This is a genomic window from Bizionia sp. M204, from assembly GCF_023205095.1.
Lineage (GTDB): Bacteria > Bacteroidota > Bacteroidia > Flavobacteriales > Flavobacteriaceae > Algorimicrobium > Algorimicrobium hallyeonense.
In genome coordinates this window covers 3,121,002-3,140,131 of sequence record NZ_CP046242.1, presented here as the reverse complement: position 1 = coordinate 3,140,131, position 19,130 = coordinate 3,121,002, and the positions used below count along the sequence as shown (strand labels likewise).

The window sequence follows — 19,130 nt, the reverse complement described above, 5'->3', positions numbered from 1 at the left end:
GTTAACTATTCTCTACAATTTTTATTTCTTCATCTGTTAAACCATACAGCTCATAAACCATAGTGTCAATTTCTTTATCTGTTTGGTTAATTTGGGTTTTTAAGGCTTGTGCTTTTTGTTTGTTTTCTTCAAAGAGGTCTAACCACTCAAACTCGTCTTTTTTGGTGAGTGGTGTACCACCTGCTTTTTTAATGGCTTTGTTGAGTTCTTTTATAAAGACTGCAAAGTCTAACTCGTGCCATTTTTCGAGTTTGCGTGATAATTTTTCTATTTCTACGCTATTAGAAAAGAAAGCACTAAAGCGTGATAGCATAATATTTAAATCAGTATTTTTCTTTTGTAAATCTTGAGATAATTGAATAAAATGATTCTGCCTATCAATAGTTATTCTCTTGATGTATGTATTCCGCAAATTTGGTGCTGAAAAAAGTAGATAACCTCCTGACATTCTTAGGCCATCAAAGAAGCATTCAAACATATAATTATATAATTTTGAATTAATCCAGCATTGTACATATTCTGGTAAATAATCTTCACTAAATGAGTGAATACAGTTAGTATTTATAGATGAATATTCTCCTTTATTATCATAAAAAGCTTCACATTTTAATCCAATTTTTGCAATAATAATTTTAGGCGATGAGTATAAATTATGCCTATTTTCAGAAATGCTCTCTGATTCTTTGGGTAAAAAAGGTTTTAAAAATTTTCTACCCTTATCTGTTAATTCAGAAATTCCCCAAGTTGTACAATAAGGGTCTATTGTTCCAGTATTAATTAATTTATAACCTTGACCATCTTCAGTAATAAGTTTAGAATAATCATCAGCCTCACTTGCGGTAGAAGTTGCATTAATCTTACCTGCATTTTCTAAACTTTCGGATTGATTAATAATTTTTTCAGTAATTATTAATTTATCGTTTAATAAAAAACCTAAAATATAATCCTCTAAAACATTTAGTTTATTTGAATCAAATTTGGCTTCAATTATTTGTTTTGATACTTCATCAAAACCTCCTGTTGTTACTTTATAGTTTTCTCTCTCTTTTTTCTTTAAAAATGAAATAACAGGATAGGTACTCGCATCTTCAAATACTCGCTTGTCAGAATAATCAATTAATCCTAATATTTCATATCGATTAACTAATATTTCTCTTAATGCCTTTCCATAGCTGGCTGACAAGAATCTGTTTGGTGTTATGTAAGATAGAATACCATTTTGATTAATTATGTCTAATCCCTTTTCAAAGAAATAAATATATAAATCTACTGTTCCTTTAGCTGTCTCATAATTAGATTTTAAAAAAGAATATTGGTCTTTAGAAAGTCCCTTCTTTAGTTCATTTGCATTAACATAAGGCGGATTCCCAATAATCACATCAAAACCACCTTTTTCAAATACTTTAGGGAATTGTTCTTCCCAATTAAAGGCTTTATCTCCCGCTACTGCTTTGCTATCTATTAAACTGTTACCACATTTAATATTGGTACTTAAATCATTTAATTTACGTCTTGGCTGTGCGGTACGTAACCACAAGGATAGCTTGGCAATTTCTATAGATTCTTCGTTTAAATCTGCACCGTAAATATTGTTTTCTAATATGGTATTCTCTATATCTGGAAATTGTAAACCACCACCTAGTACTTTGGTCTTCAATTCATCTATATAAACATGTTCTTTAATTAAAAAGTCTAACGCTTGGTTTAAAAATGCTCCAGAGCCACAGGCAGGATCACAAATGGTAAGTTGTAAAAGCCAGTCACGATACGTATCTAGTATTAATACCAACTTTTCAATGGTAGTTTTGTTTCTGTTTTTTCTGCCCTTAAAATATTCTTCTTCTTTAAAACCTAATTCGGTTTTCTTTTCCTCACATAACTTACCAATGGTATTTTCTACTATGTATTTGGTAATGTATTTAGGTGTGTAGAAAACGCCATCTTTTTTACGCTTGGATGTTTGTTTATCGAAATCGCCACCTTCAATTTCAGCATTAACACTTTCTATTTCGTTTAGTGAGTTTTCGAAAATGTGGCCTAAAATGTTGACATCAACTTGGCTCTCAAAATCATAACCCGCTAACTGTTTGGTGTATTTATAAAGTAATTGGTTGTCTATTTCTAAACCATCTAACAGTTTATCTTCTTTAAATAAGCCGCCATTATAGGCATATATTTCCGCTCTGCTAGCCGTTCCCTTTCGTCCTTCATCTAAAAAATTAAAATACTGTTTAAAGAGGTCGTAAAGCGGACGTTCATCACCAAAATCTACATCAGCTTTCCATTTGTCTAAAATCTGTTGGGTACTATTGGCCGGCAATAGCCCTCTATCTTCGGCAAAAAATATAAATAAATAACGATCTATAAGTTTCTGCGACTTTTTAAAGAGCGTTAGTTTAATGTTTTTCTCTAACTTGACTAATTCCGCTTTATACTCTTCAGAATGTGTATCTTCATTTTGATTGCTACTTGTTCGTAATGTGGCGTTAGCCTTAATAGTTTTGGTATTACGCTTTACCAAATCCCGGTATAATTCCCGTTTAAATAATGAATAGTCTTTATAAAACTGTTTGGTTATTTGCTCCTCCTTCACAATAGAAGCCTCCTTTATCTTTAAAGGCACATTATTTATTACGTTGTCTTTTTGCAGGCATAAATACATTAAAGCGAAACGCTCTTGCGATAACTCGAACAAATTAAATTCTTCAAACTCGGTCGCATCATTAATATAAAACCGCAGTTTCTCAAAGTTTGAGGTTATGACATACACACAGCCTTTTTGATTAGCCTTATATTCGAAAGCTTGTTTCCTAATACTTTCTAAATCTTTAGTATTGGTGCCTTTTAACTCTATAACACCGATGGCAATATCATTATGCAGAATGGCACCATCAGCTTTCCCGGCATTCGTTTCATTTTTATATTCGGCAACTAGGTTAAAATCGGCATTCGGTTTTAAGGTATAACCCAATATAGTTCCAAACAATTCCGTTAGAAATATACCTTGATATTCTTCTTCTTTAGAGCTTCGGATATTTTCTTGAATGGTAGGATCTAAAAAATACTTGCTATATTTTTTATAAGCTTTAAGAACAACATCTTGATTTTGCAGATTCAAATGTTGCTTTAATACGGAAACTTGAAATAAGGACATTAATAGTTTGCGGTTGAAATGATGGACTAAAATAGTAATAATTGCAGAAAGGCAAATATAAAAGCATCAGAAAGATTCTGAAATGGATTAAAACTGATTAAGTAAAGTTAAGGCGAATTAAGAAATGAAAATTATATATTTTAGCCACTTATGTTTAATCAAGTACTCCTAGAAATAGTGGACCTAATGTAAAGGGACGTAGTAGAAAAGGTAGGATATAACTTATAGAAGTACTTTTGTAAAAAATTAATTTTTACTTGATTTTCAATTCAGCACTTATTTTGCTATGTCTTATTCACCTTTAACATACATTTAATTTAAATCAATTTTTTATTTGAAAATTTTCATTAAATTTATGCTATTAAAACACTCTTTAATTCCAATGTCAAGACACGAAGTCAAATGTATCAATAAATCTCATAAAGCAAGCGCTTATGGCAATATACAAAGTATAGGAGGTATAAATTCAGATGGTTCACGTTGGAGAATTACTCAAGAAAGAGCTATTGATGCTATCGAATCTGGGAAATGGGAATTTTATGTAAATTCTAATGGCAGAAAAGTTGACGTCGTTGTAAAAAATTACAATGGTAAAAAAATTTTAAAAACTGAAAATGATGGTTTCGAATCGAATAATCTATCAAATCTTCCAGAATGCCCATAATAATATAATCCATTTAATTTTATATCTTTAGCAACCTAACCAATAATAATTTAATTGATTTTAAACAATAATCTGGAGTTAAAAAGAAACCCTTTCTCTAAACGTTCTTCAGAACAAGAACTAGAGTTTTTGGAAGACATCTTCTATGAGCCTAATTACTACAAGACATTAACAAATGATCTGTCAACTGGAGATAGTAGATTTATTATCGGGCAAAGGGGACATGGCAAAACTTCTATTATTAATAAATTAGTTGAAGATCTAGAAAAAGAAACTGACCTTTTTGTAGTGATGATTGATAGATTTGATTCTATACCTATTAAAACAAATGAGACAGCTTTTTTAATCTTAATCTTAAAAACGCTTGTTACTAAATTATCGGTTTTTTTACAAAAAAATAAGCAATTATTAAAGAGTCTTAATCAGGTAGATAAAGAAAAGTTAGCGTTTTTTATCCGTTTGTTTTTTTCTTCAATGAGTCGTGAAGAATTTGATAATATTTATAATAACATTCATAAAGTAAAAACCAAGAATAGACTTATTAAATTTTTTAATAAATGGGGTTTAATTCCAGCAAACACTATAACATCAACGGCTATTTCAATCTCTTCAAATTTTGTCAAACAGTCATTAGGGCTTGATAAAATAGATTCTCCAAATGTTTATAAGGAATATTTTGGTACTATTAAAGAAATTAATTTTGACAAGATTGATATAAAATCGCAAGATTGTTCGAAGGAAAATTTAAAAAAAATGCTGGATGAAGTTTTAAAAATTATAAAAAAATTAAACTTCAAGTCAACTATTGTATTGTTTGATAAAATTGATGAATACCAAGAATTAAATCAGGATATTGAAAAAATAGGAACGTTTACAAGTGAGTTATTAACTGATACAGAATTGCTTTTAAATGCCAATTTGGCTATTGGTTTTAGCCTATGGTCTGAATTGCGATCAGAGTTGTCAGGAACAGTAAGATTTGATAAATTTGGTTTTATTGATGTCAGATGGAAATCAAAAGATTTGAAGCCATTAATCGACAAACGAATTAATTATTTTTCTTTGGATGGTAAAAAGGTACTTGATGATTTATTTCCAGATGAAAACGATCGAAATGAACTAATAAGATTAGCAAACAAATCTCCCAGAGATTTAATTTCTCTCCTTGGATCTATTTATCAAGAACAAGCCAACAATAATCAAAACATGAGTTATTTCGATGATCATTCTATTTCTTCAGGCATGGTGTCGTTTTGTTCAAATTATGATTATGATTCTTTATATCCCTGGAAAGCAGGAAGGAATAAAGAAATCAAAGCCATGATTAATAGGATTTTGGCTGTTAAACTTAATCGTTTTACATCCAAGGATTTAACTCGCGCTTTTAACCAAAATAATTCGCAATCTGAAGGTCAAATAAAATTAATGAAATCTTACAAGTTAATTCGAGAGGATGATATTCTAGGACCTAATAGTACCAAAGTATACGAGGTTATCGATCCTAAAGTAGAATTTTTAGTTCGAAGACTTATTCCGAAGATTGAGTAGGTTTCACTTCCCCACAAGGATTTGTTATAATTATTGACAAAATTCATTATGAATAAGTCTAAATTTCTGGATTCAGACTAAAGATACGAAGATTTTTTAAGAAAACTATAGCCCAGAATTAAGTTTACCTTGTTTTCTAATCATTTTCTGTAGTTAGTTTTGACTAACATTCTTTCCATATCCAATTTCGTTTTTTTAGCAAAAATGAACCATGTCTTTTTTTCGCAATGTTGAGCGAAATTCTTCGTGAAAAGCAGAAGCATTAGATGCTTTGTTCGTTTTTTCAAATTTTGAATATTCGCTATGTATATTGCATCTCTCTTTTTCAATTTCACTTTTTAAAGAATCAAAATAAATAGTTTCCATATTTAATGCTTTTTATCTCTTGGTGGATGAGGGTCATTACCATAACTATCTTTATCTCTAATTTTTCCGTCTTTACCGTGAATTACTACTTCTGATTTTTGATTTTTCGCAATCTCTCTAGCTCTTTCGATTGCTTCTTTTTGAGTTCTATGATTGGAAGTTGCTTTTGAATTATTAGCTCCTTTAACACTCCATCCATCATCATTTTTTACTACGTGTTGATTTTTTCCCATTATTTTAATAATTTAAAAATAAAGATATGATATATTTTGATGTTAAAGAATTTAAAAACAGTGTTTTATAAAAAATGTATTAACATCTAATTTAATTCGAGCAGTAAATCGGTTTTGATTTTTTTAAATTAATTTCAACAATTGTAAAAACTAGCTAGAGTTTAGCTAGAAAGTATTACTATAAGTGCATATAATAATTCTAATGGCACTAGGTTCAAATTTCATTTTAATATAGAAACTTACAATAATGACATCAATAGCTTTTAAAGAAATTTATAAAAAAAAATAGTAATAATCCCATAAAGCACTTTGGGAAAAGAAAATAAAAAAGCAAAATCACATTTAACCGAATTAAGCAGAGTTAATTAAAATTAAGCATCAAAAACGCCTAATTTTTCGGGAAAATATCGGGAATACGAATAAATAAAAAGCCGCAAACATTTGATTATCATATATTTACGGCTAATTTCAGTACTCAAGGCGGGAATCGAACCCGCACTCCGAAGAATCGGATTTTGAATCCGACGTGTCTACCAATTCCACCACTTGAGCATGCTTAAAATTATAGTAGGTGGCAAAATTATAAAATAAAATGCTTCCAAGCATTAAAAATACACCCTTTTATGCTTTTGGAGTTGAAATAAATTCCTAAATTTGCACCTCGTTAAGACGAACTGAATATAATTAGTTATAATACAACCAATTAAACATGCCAAACGTACAAACAGAAGCAAAAATTTTTACCTGTACTCAAAGTAGAGCGCTCGCGGAAAAAATCGCTGATGCCTATGGTATTCGGATGGGTAACGTTATTACATCTACCTATAGTGATGGTGAGTTTCAGCCGTCTTACGAAGAATCTATACGCGGAACGCGTATTTTTATTATTGGCTCTACCAATCCAGGACCGGAAAACCTGATGGAAATGTTGTTAATGATTGATGCAGCAAAACGCGCTTCAGCCAGACACATTACCGCTGTATTACCATACTTTGGTTGGGCCAGACAAGACAGAAAAGATAAACCTCGTGTGCCAATTGCGGCAAAACTAGTGGCAAAAATGCTAGAAGCTGCCGGAGCAACACGTATTATTACCATGGATTTGCATGCGGATCAAATTCAAGGATTTTTTGAAAAACCAGTAGATCATTTATTCGCATCTACTATTTTTCTACCGTATTTAAAAAGTTTAAATTTAGATAATTTAACCATTGCGTCTCCAGATATGGGCGGCTCCAAAAGAGCCTATGCATATTCCAAAGCATTAGAAAGCGATGTGGTTATTTGTTATAAGCAACGTGCTAAAGCTAATGTTATATCACACATGGAATTAATTGGTGATGTTACAGGAAAAAACGTTGTATTAGTAGATGATATGGTGGATACCGCAGGAACTTTAACAAAAGCAGCCGATTTAATGATGGAGCGTGGCGCTTTAAGTGTTCGTGCAATTTGTACGCACCCTATCTTATCAGGCAGCGCATATGAGCGTATTGAGAATTCGAAGTTGGAAGAACTAATTGTAACCGATTCAATTCCTTTAAAACAACAAAGCGACAAAATACGGGTGTTAAGCTGTGCTAATTTATTTGCTGAAGTGATGCTAAACGTACATTACAACAAATCTATTAGCTCAAAATTTATTATGTAGTATCCTTAAAGTACTACCAAAATTAGAATATTAATAACAATTATATATAAACAATGAAGTCAATTACAATTAACGGATCTAAAAGAGAAAGCGTAGGCAAAAAAGCAACAAAAGCCTTACGTAATGCTGGACAGGTGCCTTGCGTATTATACGGAGGTGACAAACCAGTACATTTTAATGCTGAAGAACTTGCATTTTCAAAACTGGTTTATACGCCTAATGCGCATACAGTTGTGATTTCTTTAGATAATGGTGATGAATTTAACGCAGTTTTGCAAGATATTCAGTTTCATCCTGTAACAGATAGAATTTTACATATCGATTTCTATCAATTATTTGAAGACAAGCAGATTTCAATGGAAATTCCTGTACACTTTGTGGGGAATTCTAAAGGAGTTAAAGCTGGTGGTGTTTTACGTAAAAACGCGCGTAAATTACGTGTGAAAGCATTACCAAGTAACTTACCTGATTTTATTGAAATAGACATTACAGATTTAAAAATCGGTGCTAAATTATATGTTACTGCTTTAGAAAACGAAGCATACAAAATTTTACATACTGATAACACAGTTGTTTGTCAAATTAAACGTGCAAGAGCTGCTATGGTTATTGCTACGGATGATGACGAAGAAGAACTTGAAGAAGGTGCAGAAGCAACTGAAGGAACTGATTCTCCAGAAGCAGAAGGTCAAGAATAAATCTAATCTTAGTATCAATATATTTAAAAGCATTCTGATTTTTCAGGATGCTTTTTTATTTTTTCTATAAATTTGAAGCATGTGGAACCTATTTACATTTTTAAATAAACGCCAAGCTTTTAAAACAGCCGAAACAGATAGCATGAAAAAATTTCTAATTGTAGGTTTAGGTAATATTGGTGATAAATACCATAATACCAGACATAATATAGGCTTTAAAGTACTAGACTTTCTAGCGCATAAAGAAGACCTCACTTTTACTACCGATAAATTAGGAGATTTAACCACCTATAAATTTAAAGGACGCACGTTTATATTATTAAAACCGAGTACTTATATGAATTTGAGTGGCAAATCTGTTTTATATTGGTTAACGAAAGAAAAAATTCCTTTAGAAAACCTGCTTATCATTACAGACGATTTGAATTTGCCTTTTGGAAGTATTCGCCTAAAAACCAAAGGAAGTGATGGTGGCCATAACGGACTTAAAGATATTCAAGACAAATTAAATACCACGAAATACAACCGTTTCCGGTTTGGAATTAGTGATGAATTTAGCCAAGGTCGTCAAGTTGATTATGTGTTGGGTGAATGGAATGAAGACGAAAACAAACGCCTACCTGAACGTTTGGAAAAAGCCGCTGAACTTATTAAATCTTTTGGAACAGCAGGCATTAGCAATACGATGAATAGTTTTAATGGAAAATAAAAAAAAGGGAAGCCAAATGAGCTTCCCTTTTTTATAAATTTAATCGCAAAATTATTCAACAATTATTTTCTTGGTTGTCCTTTTAGAACCTTCAGAAACTTGCAGTAAGTACATACCAGATTCTACATTTCCAATATTAATAACTTCGTTAAATTCCGAAATATTTTTATAATCATTGGTATAAACACGACGTCCGCGAATATCAAAAACAGTAATGGTAATAGCATCTGTAACGTTGGACATTTTCACATTAAACGTTCCGTTATTTGGATTTGGATAAACACTAAACTCGGAAACAGCAAACTCATCAACAGATAAAGACGTTAAAACATTTACCGAATAATCTTCAACTTCTCCATCATGACCGTTTTGACATGGTGTTGCAGCAGAACTATATTTAGTTACAACGCGCATAGTAGTCGTTCCTAAAACAGCATCAGCCGGAACTGTCACCGCTAAAGGCGAATTAGCTGCTGGTCCATTTGCAGTGCCAATAGCAGACCCCATATCATACATTTCAGATCCATCAAAAACACAATCTTGATTCCAATCTATCCACACTGTAGAAATACAAGTAAAGTTTCCGTCTGTATTCATATTTACTACTAAATCATACATACTCTCCCGATTAACATCCGTGGAAATAGCTGTATAATTACTATAACCAGACGGTTTTCCTGAAGCATTATCTATAGTATTAAATTGAACCAAGGTTGTACTAGTTTGATATGAAGTATTAGCAATAGAAGCACAAACTCCATCTACCAATGTTAAAATAACATCAACATTCTTTACTGTACTCCCTGAAGTACCAGACACCGTAATTGTATAGTCGCCAGCTGGTGCTCCACCTAAATTATTAACATCCACTATAAAAGAGCCAGACACATCCAAACTGTTAGGTGTTATTACTACATTACTTCCTGCAGGATTTCCAGAAACGGTAAAACCTGTTGTGTCTGTAAATCCATTAATAGCAAAGTAATCAAATTCATATGAAACAGATGTTCCACCACAAATGGCTTGATCGCCATTTGTGTTTACAAAATAGAAATCTGGGTCATTGGTATTAATATTAAAGTTTGAATTAGAAATGTCATAAAAAATATTATCAGCCGCCTCAACCATTACTCTTGCGGTTGTAGATAATGTTCCACTTGGAACGTTTATATCTTCAGTACCATCATTAGGTGTTGCAGCTGCTAAAGTGTACGGGTATGTGAAACCACCATCAGTTGACAATAATATATTTACAGTTTGACAATTTATGGTTGCATTATCAGTTTGCCCAACATTCCACGTTACAGTTTGCGTGGCTCCTTCTGTCCATACATCTCCACCATTAGGTCCAGCAACTGTAAAAGGATCTACATTTTCTACAGTCACAGTCATTAAATCTGCGTCTGTTTGACCAATGCCTACTGCAAAACCACTACCATTATCTCTTACTATAAAAGAAAACTCCATGTTTCTAGCAACAGAAGGTGTTACTTCCCATGTTGGCGTTAAATTACCAGCAACAACATCACTTAATTTTGGCATATACCGATTTGGTGAATCGCTTGGTAGAATAGAACGATATAGTGGCCCAACGGTCCATGCTGACTGCGGCGCACCATTTCCTGGTGCACGCTCTGGATCATTTTGACTCCAATTATAAGTAAGAGACGCTTCGCCATCTGGATCTGTTGCCGTACCTCTCAAAACATAAGGTGTGCTTTTAGGGATATTATAATCCGCTCCTGCATTTGCTACTGGAGGCTGGTTAACTAAATCTGTTTCAACATCACAAGAACTACTAACTCCAGTTTGAATATTTGCTGAAATATCCCGAATATTTACATAATTAAAGTGCGCATCACTATTGTTTTGCACATTAGTTGCACAAATACCCGCGTAACCCATAATTGAGCTACCGGAAGCTGGTTCTACTTCAGTAGAGCCATTTCCAGAACGACTGCAGGTATTCATAGAGTGCCACCCATCAAATTGATGACCCATTTCGTGTGCTACATAATCAATATCAAAAGGATCGCCTGTTGGATCTGGTCTTCCAGTATAACCCCTTCCTTTATGAAAATTGGTTTGGGACTGACTAGCGCATACACACCCTAAACATCCAGCACTTCCGCCACCCGAAGTATTAAAATTATGACCTATATCATAATTATTAACACCAATGACATTGTCCAAAGTTTGTGCTGTAGTTGTGTTAAATTCGCCGTTCCATGGATCTGTGGCTGGATTTAAATAAATAACAGCATCATTATTAGCAACAAACACAAGCGTAATAGCTAAATCGCGTTCGTAAATTTCATTAACACGATTTATCGTTAATACCATTTGAGCTTGAACATTAGCCTTTTGCTGTGCAACAGTTCCCGAACCTGCAAAAATCTGTCCATACTCACCATTACAGGATTGTGCCAATCTGTAGGTCCTTAATTTTCTATCGTCTGTATCGGCACGACTTGTAGAACGTTCATTGGTTAAAGAGCCTAAATCTATATTTTCGTCTACAAGGCATTCAAAACCCTGTAAATCTTCACCTAAAGTATTTCTACTATAAACCATATAGGAATTTCTGTTTTCCGTGTATGGATCAATATAGACAGAGCTTCTTTTACCAGATAACATCATGGAATGAAGTCCAAATTGAGTCACACTAAAACGCATGGTGGCTGTAGGATCATCAATACCAACGGCCTTATAAGTTTTAATCATTGGATATCTTTCGGCTAATCCTGGCGCCATAATAGGGGATTCAGACACCATAAATTTCTCAAAAGTGCCATCGGCAACAGGAAATTCAACAACAACATTAGAACGTCTGGAGTTTTCACTTCTTAAAGGCGCATTTTCAATTGCATTTTTAAATGCTTGCAAATCTAAATTAAATACTTCAAATTTTGAAGGTTGTGACGCTCGATGAACTTTATCCGCTTTATTAAAAATGCCTTCCTTTGTTTTACTCCAATAGCTGTTTTTTTGTTGCGCCATCACGGCCGGACCAAATGCTAAAACGAAGACTAATAGTAAAAGTTTAAGCTTCTTAAAATAATAATTTGTAGTTTTTCTCATAACACACTTACTTAAGTTAATTTTGTGAATAAATTTAGTTAAATAATTGCGAAAACAATAATTTTCATCATTTATTTTGAGGAATTAGAAATACAACACTTATTTTATACTAATACTTGATTAACCAACAAACCCAAAATATTGCACTGACTTTAGTGTTTTTTTTGCTATTTTTACTCCAATTATTTAATCTCTAAATTATAATCATGAAACAAAACAACTTTAAACTAGTTTTTTTATTACTACTGTTTGTAAGTGTTTTTAGTTTACAGGCGCAGCAAAAATCTGCCTTGACAACTTCAATCTCTAACGAACCGCTTCAATTAACTGAAGAAAACCAAAGACATTTTAACGAAACTGGTTTTGTAAGGTGCGCCACTGTAGAAATGGAGGCTTTACGCAGACAAAACAATCCAAACATTCAATCGGATCAAGAATTTGAAAACTGGTTAGCGCCTTTAATTCAAGAACGTCAAGAACGTATTGCTCTAGAAAAAGCTAATGGAACTTACAGACGTGCCGTGGTTAATATCCCTATTATTTTTCACGTAATAACCGGTTCTCAAGGCGATGCTAACGATATTTCAGCCGCTAGAATCCAAGCACAAATAGATCAGTTAAATTTAGATTTTAACAACCTTTCAGGAAGTACAGATCCTGTTGCAGAATCTGCGGAAATAAACTTTATTCCAGCAGCTGTTGATCCTAATGGAAATGTTTTACCAGAACCTGGTATAAATAGAGTTTACGGTTATACTGGTACAATTGCTACTAATACCATGAACGCGACTATTAAACCAGCAACTATTTGGGATCGTTCTTTATACGCTAATATATGGAGTGCCAATTTAGGAGGTGGTGTTTTAGGATACGCACAATTTCCATCTAACTCAACACTGCCAGGCTTAGATCCAAATGGCGGTTCAGCACTTACCGATGGCGTTGTTGTCATTCCAGGTAGTATTGGCTCTTTAACTAACCCAGGAACTGCAGCACCTTATAATGCTGGTCGTACGTTAACACACGAAATTGGTCACTGGATTGGATTAAGACATATATGGGGAGACTCTAATTGTGGAAACGATTTTTGTGCGGATACTCCAGAAAGTTCAACTTCCAATTTTGGTTGTCCAACAAACAACCAAACTACTTGTGATGGTAATAGAGACATGGTTGAAAATTATATGGACTATACGGATGACGCGTGTATGAATATTTTTACAGCAGATCAAGTAAGTAGAATTTTAACTGTTCTTGAAAATGCGGATGGTATTTCAAATTTACCAAATTCTACAACAGGTAGTGCAGAACCTACTATTCTTATAAGTACTACCCTACCTTCTGGAATTTTAGAAGGTGATGGCTGTGGTTTTCAAGACATTGAAATTACATTAACAGCAAGCGAGGCTGGAAATGCTTCGGCAACAGCAACTTTATCACACTCTGGTACGGCAACCGAAAATATAGATTTTGAACTTATTAATAACTCCGTATCATTTCCTCAAGGTGATACAACGGGAAGCAATACTATTACATTACGCGTATATGAAGATGGTATGGTTGAAACTGATGAAACCATTACTTTAAATGTTAATGTATCAACCACTGGCGATTTAGTGGCCACCACAAATACATACGTTATAACTATTACTAATGACGATACAGCTCCAACTAGTTCAGGTAATACCGTTTTATTTAGTGACGGTTTTGAATCGTACACAGATTGGCAAATTACACCTGTTGGCGCTTGGACTATGTTAGACAATGATGGCGATACAACCTATGCAGCAGATAATAACGATTTCCCAAACGAAGGGTATACAGGAACATTTATTGTTTTTAACCCTAGCCAAGGCACACCTGTATTTGGTGACGGATGGAATCCTCATTCCGGAACAAAAGGCTATTACTGCTTTAACTCAACAGGAAGCTCTAGTGGTACACCTGAAAATGATGATTACATTTTTACGCCTCAAATTTCGTTAGATGGAACGAATAGTGAACTCAAATTTTGGGCACAAAGTTTAACCGATAATTACGCGGGAGGCGAACGTTTCCAAGTAGGTATTTCTACTACGGACACTAACCCTGCTAGTTTCACCATCATTACACCTGCACCATACGTTATTCCACCATTAGAATGGACAGAATACACGTATGATTTATCAGCTTATGATGGTCAAGATATTTACATCACGTTTCATGTAGTTTCCGCCGATGAGTTTGTATTTATGTTGGATGATGTTTCTGTTACTGCAGACACAACTACGGGCGCTCAAACACTAGTTAATACAGCAACTACAGCTGGAATTAATGAGGTTGGAATGGCCTATTTTACAGATACTAACACTGGAAACGTTATGATTGACGTGGACAATACAGGTGGCTTTAACTATGCATGCGTGGACGTTTCAGTTTCTAGAGATGTAGCAACTGCAGGAGCAGCAGCAGTTATGTATGGCGCTAATACCGATCCAGATTCTTTTGTTACCGCTAAAACATTCAATATTACTACAACTAACGTTAGCACATCTGATGCTTCAACTATCAACTTCTACTTCAGTGAAGCCGAACTTGCGGGTTGGGAAGCACTAACAGGAAATTCTAGAAGTGAACTTTTTGTGAAAAATGAACTCACTAATGAAGTGGCAGCTATTACTATTTCTGCTTTTGGATCTGATTCCAAATTAGCAGCTTCCTTTACATCAGGTCTTGAAGGAACTTATGTTTTTGGTACACAATTAGCGTTATTATCTGTTGATGCATTTGAAATGGCTTCCACGTTGTCCGTTTATCCAAACCCAACAACATCTGTTTTAAATATTAAAACTACGGATGCTAACTTGCCTGATAGTTATGCTGTATACAACATGCTTGGTCAAGTTGTTAAAACGGCTACTATTTTAGGCGCTTCAGATTTACAAATCAATACATCTGATATAAGTAATGGCATGTACTTTATTAAAATACGTAAAGACAATTCATCACTTACAATACCATTTATTAAGAAATAAAAAAACGTTTCTTTTAAAACTTAAAAGCGGATTGGTATTTATATCAATCCGCTTTTCTATTTTTGTACAAATACTTTTTTCCATTGAAAATAATACAAACGCAACATAGCGACTTTGAGAATGAAACTGTTGTTACCATTGGTACATTTGATGGTGTTCATATTGGACATCAAAAAATAATAGAAAAACTAGTTACATCTGCTAAAAATAATGCTCTAAAATCAGCTATAATGACCTTTTTTCCACACCCAAGAATGGTGCTGCAGAAAGACACCACCATCAAATTACTCAACACTATAGATGAAAAAGCAGCCATCATGGAAGCTCACGGGTTGGATTATTTGGTTATTAAAAAGTTTACTAAAGCATTTTCCCGACTAAAGGCGGAAGATTTTGTTTCAGACATTTTAGTAAAACAACTGCGAGCTAAAAAAGTTATTATTGGTTACGACCACCATTTTGGAAGGAATAGAACAGCCAATATTGATGATTTACGCCAATTTGGTATTGACTATCAATTTGAAGTTGAAGAAATTTCAGCACAAGACATCAATGATGTTTCTGTTAGTTCTACAAAAATTAGAACAGCACTATTAAATGGAGACATAAAAACAGCCAATAGTTATTTAGGTTATAACTACATGTTGACCGGAACCGTAATTCACGGTAAAGGATTAGGTAAAGAAATAGGTTTTCCAACGGCTAATCTGCATATTGAAGAACACTATAAACTAATACCAGCAGATGGCGTTTATGTGATTAAATCTAAAATAAACAATCACATCTATTTTGGGATGATGAATATAGGCACAAATCCCACGGTAAATCCAGAAAACAATCAATCCATTGAAATAAATTTCTTTAATTTAGAAGCATCGTTATATGGTTCTAAATTAAAAATAGATATGCTTGAACGCATCCGAGACGAGCAGAAATTTAATTCCGTGACCGAATTACAGGCACAATTAGAAAAGGATAAACAAACCGCTTTACAGTATATAAAAAATCATGCGACTCACTAATTTTCTTTTTAAACAAGTAGATAATTCGGCCTTAATAGTTTTTCGGATTATTTTCGGTCTTCTTTGTTTGTTGGAATCTATTGGTGCCATTTTCACTGGTTGGATTAAGCGAACATTAATTGATCCCCAGTTTACATTTTCTTTTATTGGCTTTGAATGGCTGCAGCCGTTACCGGGTAATGGCATGTATATTTACTACACCATTATGGGTCTTTTTGGCCTTTTTATTATGCTAGGATACAAATATCGTGTGAGTGCTTTTATGTTTACACTGTTATGGACCGGCACGTATTTAATGCAAAAATCATCGTATAACAACCATTACTATTTATTGGTTCTTTTAAGTGCTATCATGATTATTTTGCCAGCACATAAAAATGTTTCAATAGATGCCAAATTAAATCCGAAAATTAAGGAAATAGCGATGCCAAATTGGTGCAGGTATATTTTTGTTTTACAGATGTTTATTGTTTATACCTACGGTTCCATTGCCAAATTATATCCAGATTGGCTAGACGCTTCTGTTATGGCTATTTTAATGAAAAGTAAGGAGCATTATTTTTTAATTGGTGAATTCCTACAAAATGAATGGATGCACTATTTTCTAGCTTATGGCGGCATTCTATTCGATGGTTTAATAATTCCTTTACTGCTTTATAAACCAACACGAAAACTCGCGTTTTTTGCTTCTATATTTTTCCATCTGTTCAACTCCTTTGTTTTTCAAGTTGGAATTTTCCCATACTTATCCCTTGCTTTCGCCTTATTCTTTTTTGAGCCTAAAACAATACATCGCATATTTTTAAAACGAAAACCTTTTTATGAAGGTTCTGAAGTAATTATTCCACCCTATAAAAAACCGATGCTTACTGTTTTCGGCATCTACTTTTTAGTTCAAATTTTATTGCCTTTACGTCAACATGTTTTTCCACAATCGGTTTTATGGACGGAGGAAGGCCATAGAATGTCTTGGCGCATGATGCTGCGCTCAAAAAGTGGCCATACCCTTTATCATGTTGTGGATAAAAAAACACAAGTGAGAACCACTATTAATTTAGACTATTATTTAACACCTAAACAAAAGCGTTTAGCCAGTGCTAAAGCAGATGTTATATGGCAGTTTGCGCAAATATTAAAAGAAGATTTTGCTAAAAAAGGACAAGATGTTTCTGTTTTTGTGGACTGTAGAATAAGCGTGAATGGACGCAGTTATATTCCGTTTATTAATCCAAAAATAGATATAGCCGCAACCAAGTGGTCCGCATTTAAGCATAGCGAATGGATTTTACCACCAAAACAAGATTATTTCACACGGTAATTACGTAAATTTGCCGCTTAAAATTTTATCACATGTTACAAGTACCTTTTATTAGAGAGCATAAAGATTTGGTTATTGAACGTTTGGCAAAACGCCAAATTGATGCTACCAAAATGATCAATGAAGTCATTGCGCTGGACGAAAAAAGACGCCAAGAACAAACCTTACTGGATAATACACTATCAGAATCCAATACGCTTTCTAAAGAAATTGGTACCCTATACAAATCTGGTCAGGCTGAAAAAGCAAATGCGCTTAAAGCCCGTACTACCAATTTAAAAAGTCAATCCAAAGAATTAACAGATACATTAAATGAAACTGTTGAAGCTTTAAATCAATTATTATATCAAATTCCAAATGTTCCCAATGAACTCGTTCCAACTGGAAATTCTGAAGATGATAATGAGGAGGTTTTCAAAGAAGGAACCATTCCAACCCTTCACGAAAATGCCTTACCTCATTGGGAATTAGCGAAAAAATATGATATAATAGATTTTGAATTAGGCAACAAAATTACTGGAGCTGGCTTCCCAGTATATAAAGGAAAAGGCGCCAGATTACAACGAGCATTAATTGCTTATTTTTTAGATAAAAATACCGAAGCTGGTTATACCGAATATCAATTACCACTTTTGGTTAATGAAGCCTCTGGATTTGGAACAGGTCAATTACCTGATAAAGAAGGACAAATGTACCATGTAACAGAAGATAATTTATATTTGATACCAACTGCCGAAGTCCCGGGAACCAATATTTTTCGCGATGTTATTTTAAACGAGAGCGAATTGCCAATTGGTATTACAGGTTACACACCTTGTTTCCGTCGTGAAGCTGGGAGTTATGGTGCGCATGTTCGTGGTTTAAACAGATTACACCAATTTGATAAAGTAGAAATTTTACGTATTGAGCGCCCTGAAAACTCATATGCGGCTTTAGATACTATGGTGGAACACGTTAAAGGCATTTTACAAGAACTTAAATTACCTTACCGTATTTTACGCCTTTGTGGAGGCGATTTGGGCTTTACCTCGGCTATGACTTATGATTTTGAAGTGTTTTCAACAGCACAAGATAGATGGTTAGAAATTTCATCGGTTTCTAATTTTGAAACCTTTCAGGCTAATCGTTTAAAATTACGTTTCAGAAACAGCGACGGCAAAAATGAATTAGCACACACACTTAATGGTAGCTCATTGGCATTGCCGCGTGTATTGGCAGGTATTTTAGAAAACTATCAAACACCTGAAGGTATTGTTATTCCAGACGCATTAATACCTTATACAGGTTTTTCTATAATTGATTAAAATTGTAGGTTTTATCCTACTTGATTTTCACTAGAATTTATAAAAAATCGTTAAAAAGCAAAAATTACCTGCTGTTTAACGATTTTTTGCTGTTTTATTTTGTTAATTAACAAATATTGTTGAAGTTCGTGTACCCTAAAGTTTTAAACCTACTTATCATGAAAAATCTTACACGACTTTTTCTTCTAATTGTTTTAGCAGTCATAGCCGGCAAAGTCCTTGTTTCAGATTTCGATTTATCCAAAAAAGATCATGCCAATGCAACGGCTTCCGTTGTTTCGGAATAATATTAGTTAAATTACCCAATCAGGTAACTGAATCATTTTGTAATTTACAATGGTTAATAGCACATTTATTTTGGTTGGTAA

14 protein-coding genes and 1 tRNA gene are annotated in these 19,130 nt (G+C 33.6%); 10 read left to right on the top strand and 5 right to left on the bottom strand.

Going from position 1 to position 19,130, the window contains the following annotated elements:
* Position 1 precedes the first annotated feature (1 nt).
* Positions 2 to 3,154: an Eco57I restriction-modification methylase domain-containing protein gene (locus tag GMA17_RS14435; RefSeq protein ID WP_248397386.1), complete on the bottom strand. Its 3,153-nt coding sequence runs from the start codon at positions 3,152 to 3,154 to the stop codon at positions 2 to 4.
* Positions 3,155 to 3,536: 382 nt separating this feature from the next.
* Here GMA17_RS14435 and GMA17_RS14430 point away from each other — a divergent pair, with 382 nt between their 5' ends.
* Together GMA17_RS14430 and GMA17_RS14425 are read left to right on the top strand one after the other, a co-directional pair.
* Entirely contained in the window at positions 3,537 to 3,818 is a 282-nt protein-coding gene (locus GMA17_RS14430; protein WP_248397384.1) for a DUF3892 domain-containing protein, read from the top strand.
* A gap of 54 nt (positions 3,819 to 3,872) precedes the next feature.
* Positions 3,873 to 5,366 carry a P-loop ATPase, Sll1717 family gene (locus GMA17_RS14425; RefSeq protein WP_248397382.1) on the top strand — a complete coding sequence of 498 codons (1,494 nt, stop codon included), beginning with the start codon at positions 3,873 to 3,875 and terminating at the stop codon, positions 5,364 to 5,366.
* 195 nt (positions 5,367 to 5,561) lie between these two features.
* On the opposite strand, the gene GMA17_RS14420 is transcribed toward GMA17_RS14425, so the two are convergent.
* The 3 genes from GMA17_RS14420 to GMA17_RS14410 form a co-directional block, all read right to left on the bottom strand.
* Positions 5,562 to 5,732 carry a hypothetical protein gene (locus GMA17_RS14420; protein WP_248397380.1) on the bottom strand — a complete coding sequence of 57 codons (171 nt, stop codon included), beginning with the start codon at positions 5,730 to 5,732 and terminating at the stop codon, positions 5,562 to 5,564.
* 2 nt (positions 5,733 to 5,734) lie between these two features.
* The gene (locus GMA17_RS14415; RefSeq protein WP_248397378.1) at positions 5,735 to 5,965 is read right to left on the bottom strand and encodes a DUF2188 domain-containing protein; all 231 of its coding nucleotides are present in this window, start codon (positions 5,963 to 5,965) and stop codon (positions 5,735 to 5,737) included.
* 472 nt (positions 5,966 to 6,437) lie between these two features.
* A tRNA-Leu gene (locus GMA17_RS14410) sits at positions 6,438 to 6,517 on the bottom strand.
* A gap of 157 nt (positions 6,518 to 6,674) precedes the next feature.
* On the opposite strand from GMA17_RS14410, the gene GMA17_RS14405 reads away from it, so the two are divergent.
* The 3 genes from GMA17_RS14405 (at position 6,675) to pth (ending at position 9,023) form a co-directional block, all read left to right on the top strand.
* The gene (locus tag GMA17_RS14405) at positions 6,675 to 7,616 is read left to right on the top strand and encodes a ribose-phosphate pyrophosphokinase (RefSeq protein ID WP_248397376.1); all 942 of its coding nucleotides are present in this window, start codon (positions 6,675 to 6,677) and stop codon (positions 7,614 to 7,616) included.
* Positions 7,617 to 7,669: 53 nt separating this feature from the next.
* Positions 7,670 to 8,314: a 50S ribosomal protein L25/general stress protein Ctc gene (locus tag GMA17_RS14400; protein ID WP_248397374.1), complete on the top strand. Its 645-nt coding sequence runs from the start codon at positions 7,670 to 7,672 to the stop codon at positions 8,312 to 8,314.
* A 142-nt stretch (positions 8,315 to 8,456) separates the two neighbouring features.
* The gene (gene pth, locus GMA17_RS14395; RefSeq protein WP_248400691.1) at positions 8,457 to 9,023 is read left to right on the top strand and encodes an aminoacyl-tRNA hydrolase; all 567 of its coding nucleotides are present in this window, start codon (positions 8,457 to 8,459) and stop codon (positions 9,021 to 9,023) included.
* A 51-nt stretch (positions 9,024 to 9,074) separates the two neighbouring features.
* Here pth and GMA17_RS14390 read toward each other — a convergent pair whose 3' ends face one another.
* Positions 9,075 to 12,104, bottom strand: coding sequence for a reprolysin-like metallopeptidase (locus GMA17_RS14390; protein ID WP_248397372.1), 3,030 nt, complete (start codon positions 12,102 to 12,104; stop codon positions 9,075 to 9,077).
* 206 nt (positions 12,105 to 12,310) lie between these two features.
* Here GMA17_RS14390 and GMA17_RS14385 point away from each other — a divergent pair, with 206 nt between their 5' ends.
* The 5 genes from GMA17_RS14385 to GMA17_RS15435 all read left to right on the top strand — a co-directional run bounded on the left by GMA17_RS14385 (position 12,311) and on the right by GMA17_RS15435 (position 19,049).
* Positions 12,311 to 15,118: a T9SS-dependent choice-of-anchor J family protein gene (locus GMA17_RS14385; RefSeq protein WP_248397370.1), complete on the top strand. Its 2,808-nt coding sequence runs from the start codon at positions 12,311 to 12,313 to the stop codon at positions 15,116 to 15,118.
* An 83-nt stretch (positions 15,119 to 15,201) separates the two neighbouring features.
* Entirely contained in the window at positions 15,202 to 16,140 is a 939-nt protein-coding gene (locus GMA17_RS14380) for a bifunctional riboflavin kinase/FAD synthetase (protein WP_248397368.1), read from the top strand.
* A complete protein-coding gene (locus GMA17_RS14375; protein WP_248397366.1) occupies positions 16,127 to 17,458 on the top strand; it encodes an HTTM domain-containing protein in 1,332 nt (443 codons plus the stop codon). The genes GMA17_RS14380 and GMA17_RS14375 overlap by 14 nt, the downstream gene beginning before the upstream one ends.
* Before the next feature lie 32 nt (positions 17,459 to 17,490).
* Positions 17,491 to 18,762 carry a serine--tRNA ligase gene (gene serS / locus GMA17_RS14370; RefSeq protein WP_248397364.1) on the top strand — a complete coding sequence of 424 codons (1,272 nt, stop codon included), beginning with the start codon at positions 17,491 to 17,493 and terminating at the stop codon, positions 18,760 to 18,762.
* Positions 18,763 to 18,920: 158 nt separating this feature from the next.
* Positions 18,921 to 19,049 (top strand): hypothetical protein, encoded by a 129-nt coding sequence (locus GMA17_RS15435; protein WP_256476084.1) that lies wholly within the window; start codon positions 18,921 to 18,923, stop codon positions 19,047 to 19,049.
* The last annotated feature ends 81 nt before the right edge of the window (positions 19,050 to 19,130 follow it).

Coding starts and splice junctions, on each gene's coding strand:
- GMA17_RS14435 (WP_248397386.1), bottom strand. CDS start 3,154: ATGTCCTTATTTCAAGTTTCCGTATTAAAGCAACATTTGAATCTGCAA.
- GMA17_RS14430 (WP_248397384.1), top strand. CDS start 3,537: ATGTCAAGACACGAAGTCAAATGTATCAATAAATCTCATAAAGCAAGC.
- GMA17_RS14420 (WP_248397380.1), bottom strand. CDS start 5,732: ATGGAAACTATTTATTTTGATTCTTTAAAAAGTGAAATTGAAAAAGAG.
- GMA17_RS14415 (WP_248397378.1), bottom strand. CDS start 5,965: ATGGGAAAAAATCAACACGTAGTAAAAAATGATGATGGATGGAGTGTT.
- GMA17_RS14405 (WP_248397376.1), top strand. CDS start 6,675: ATGCCAAACGTACAAACAGAAGCAAAAATTTTTACCTGTACTCAAAGT.
- GMA17_RS14400 (WP_248397374.1), top strand. CDS start 7,670: ATGAAGTCAATTACAATTAACGGATCTAAAAGAGAAAGCGTAGGCAAA.
- pth (WP_248400691.1), top strand. CDS start 8,457: ATGAAAAAATTTCTAATTGTAGGTTTAGGTAATATTGGTGATAAATAC.
- GMA17_RS14390 (WP_248397372.1), bottom strand. CDS start 12,104: ATGAGAAAAACTACAAATTATTATTTTAAGAAGCTTAAACTTTTACTA.
- GMA17_RS14385 (WP_248397370.1), top strand. CDS start 12,311: ATGAAACAAAACAACTTTAAACTAGTTTTTTTATTACTACTGTTTGTA.
- GMA17_RS14375 (WP_248397366.1), top strand. CDS start 16,127: ATGCGACTCACTAATTTTCTTTTTAAACAAGTAGATAATTCGGCCTTA.
- serS (WP_248397364.1), top strand. CDS start 17,491: ATGTTACAAGTACCTTTTATTAGAGAGCATAAAGATTTGGTTATTGAA.
- GMA17_RS15435 (WP_256476084.1), top strand. CDS start 18,921: ATGAAAAATCTTACACGACTTTTTCTTCTAATTGTTTTAGCAGTCATA.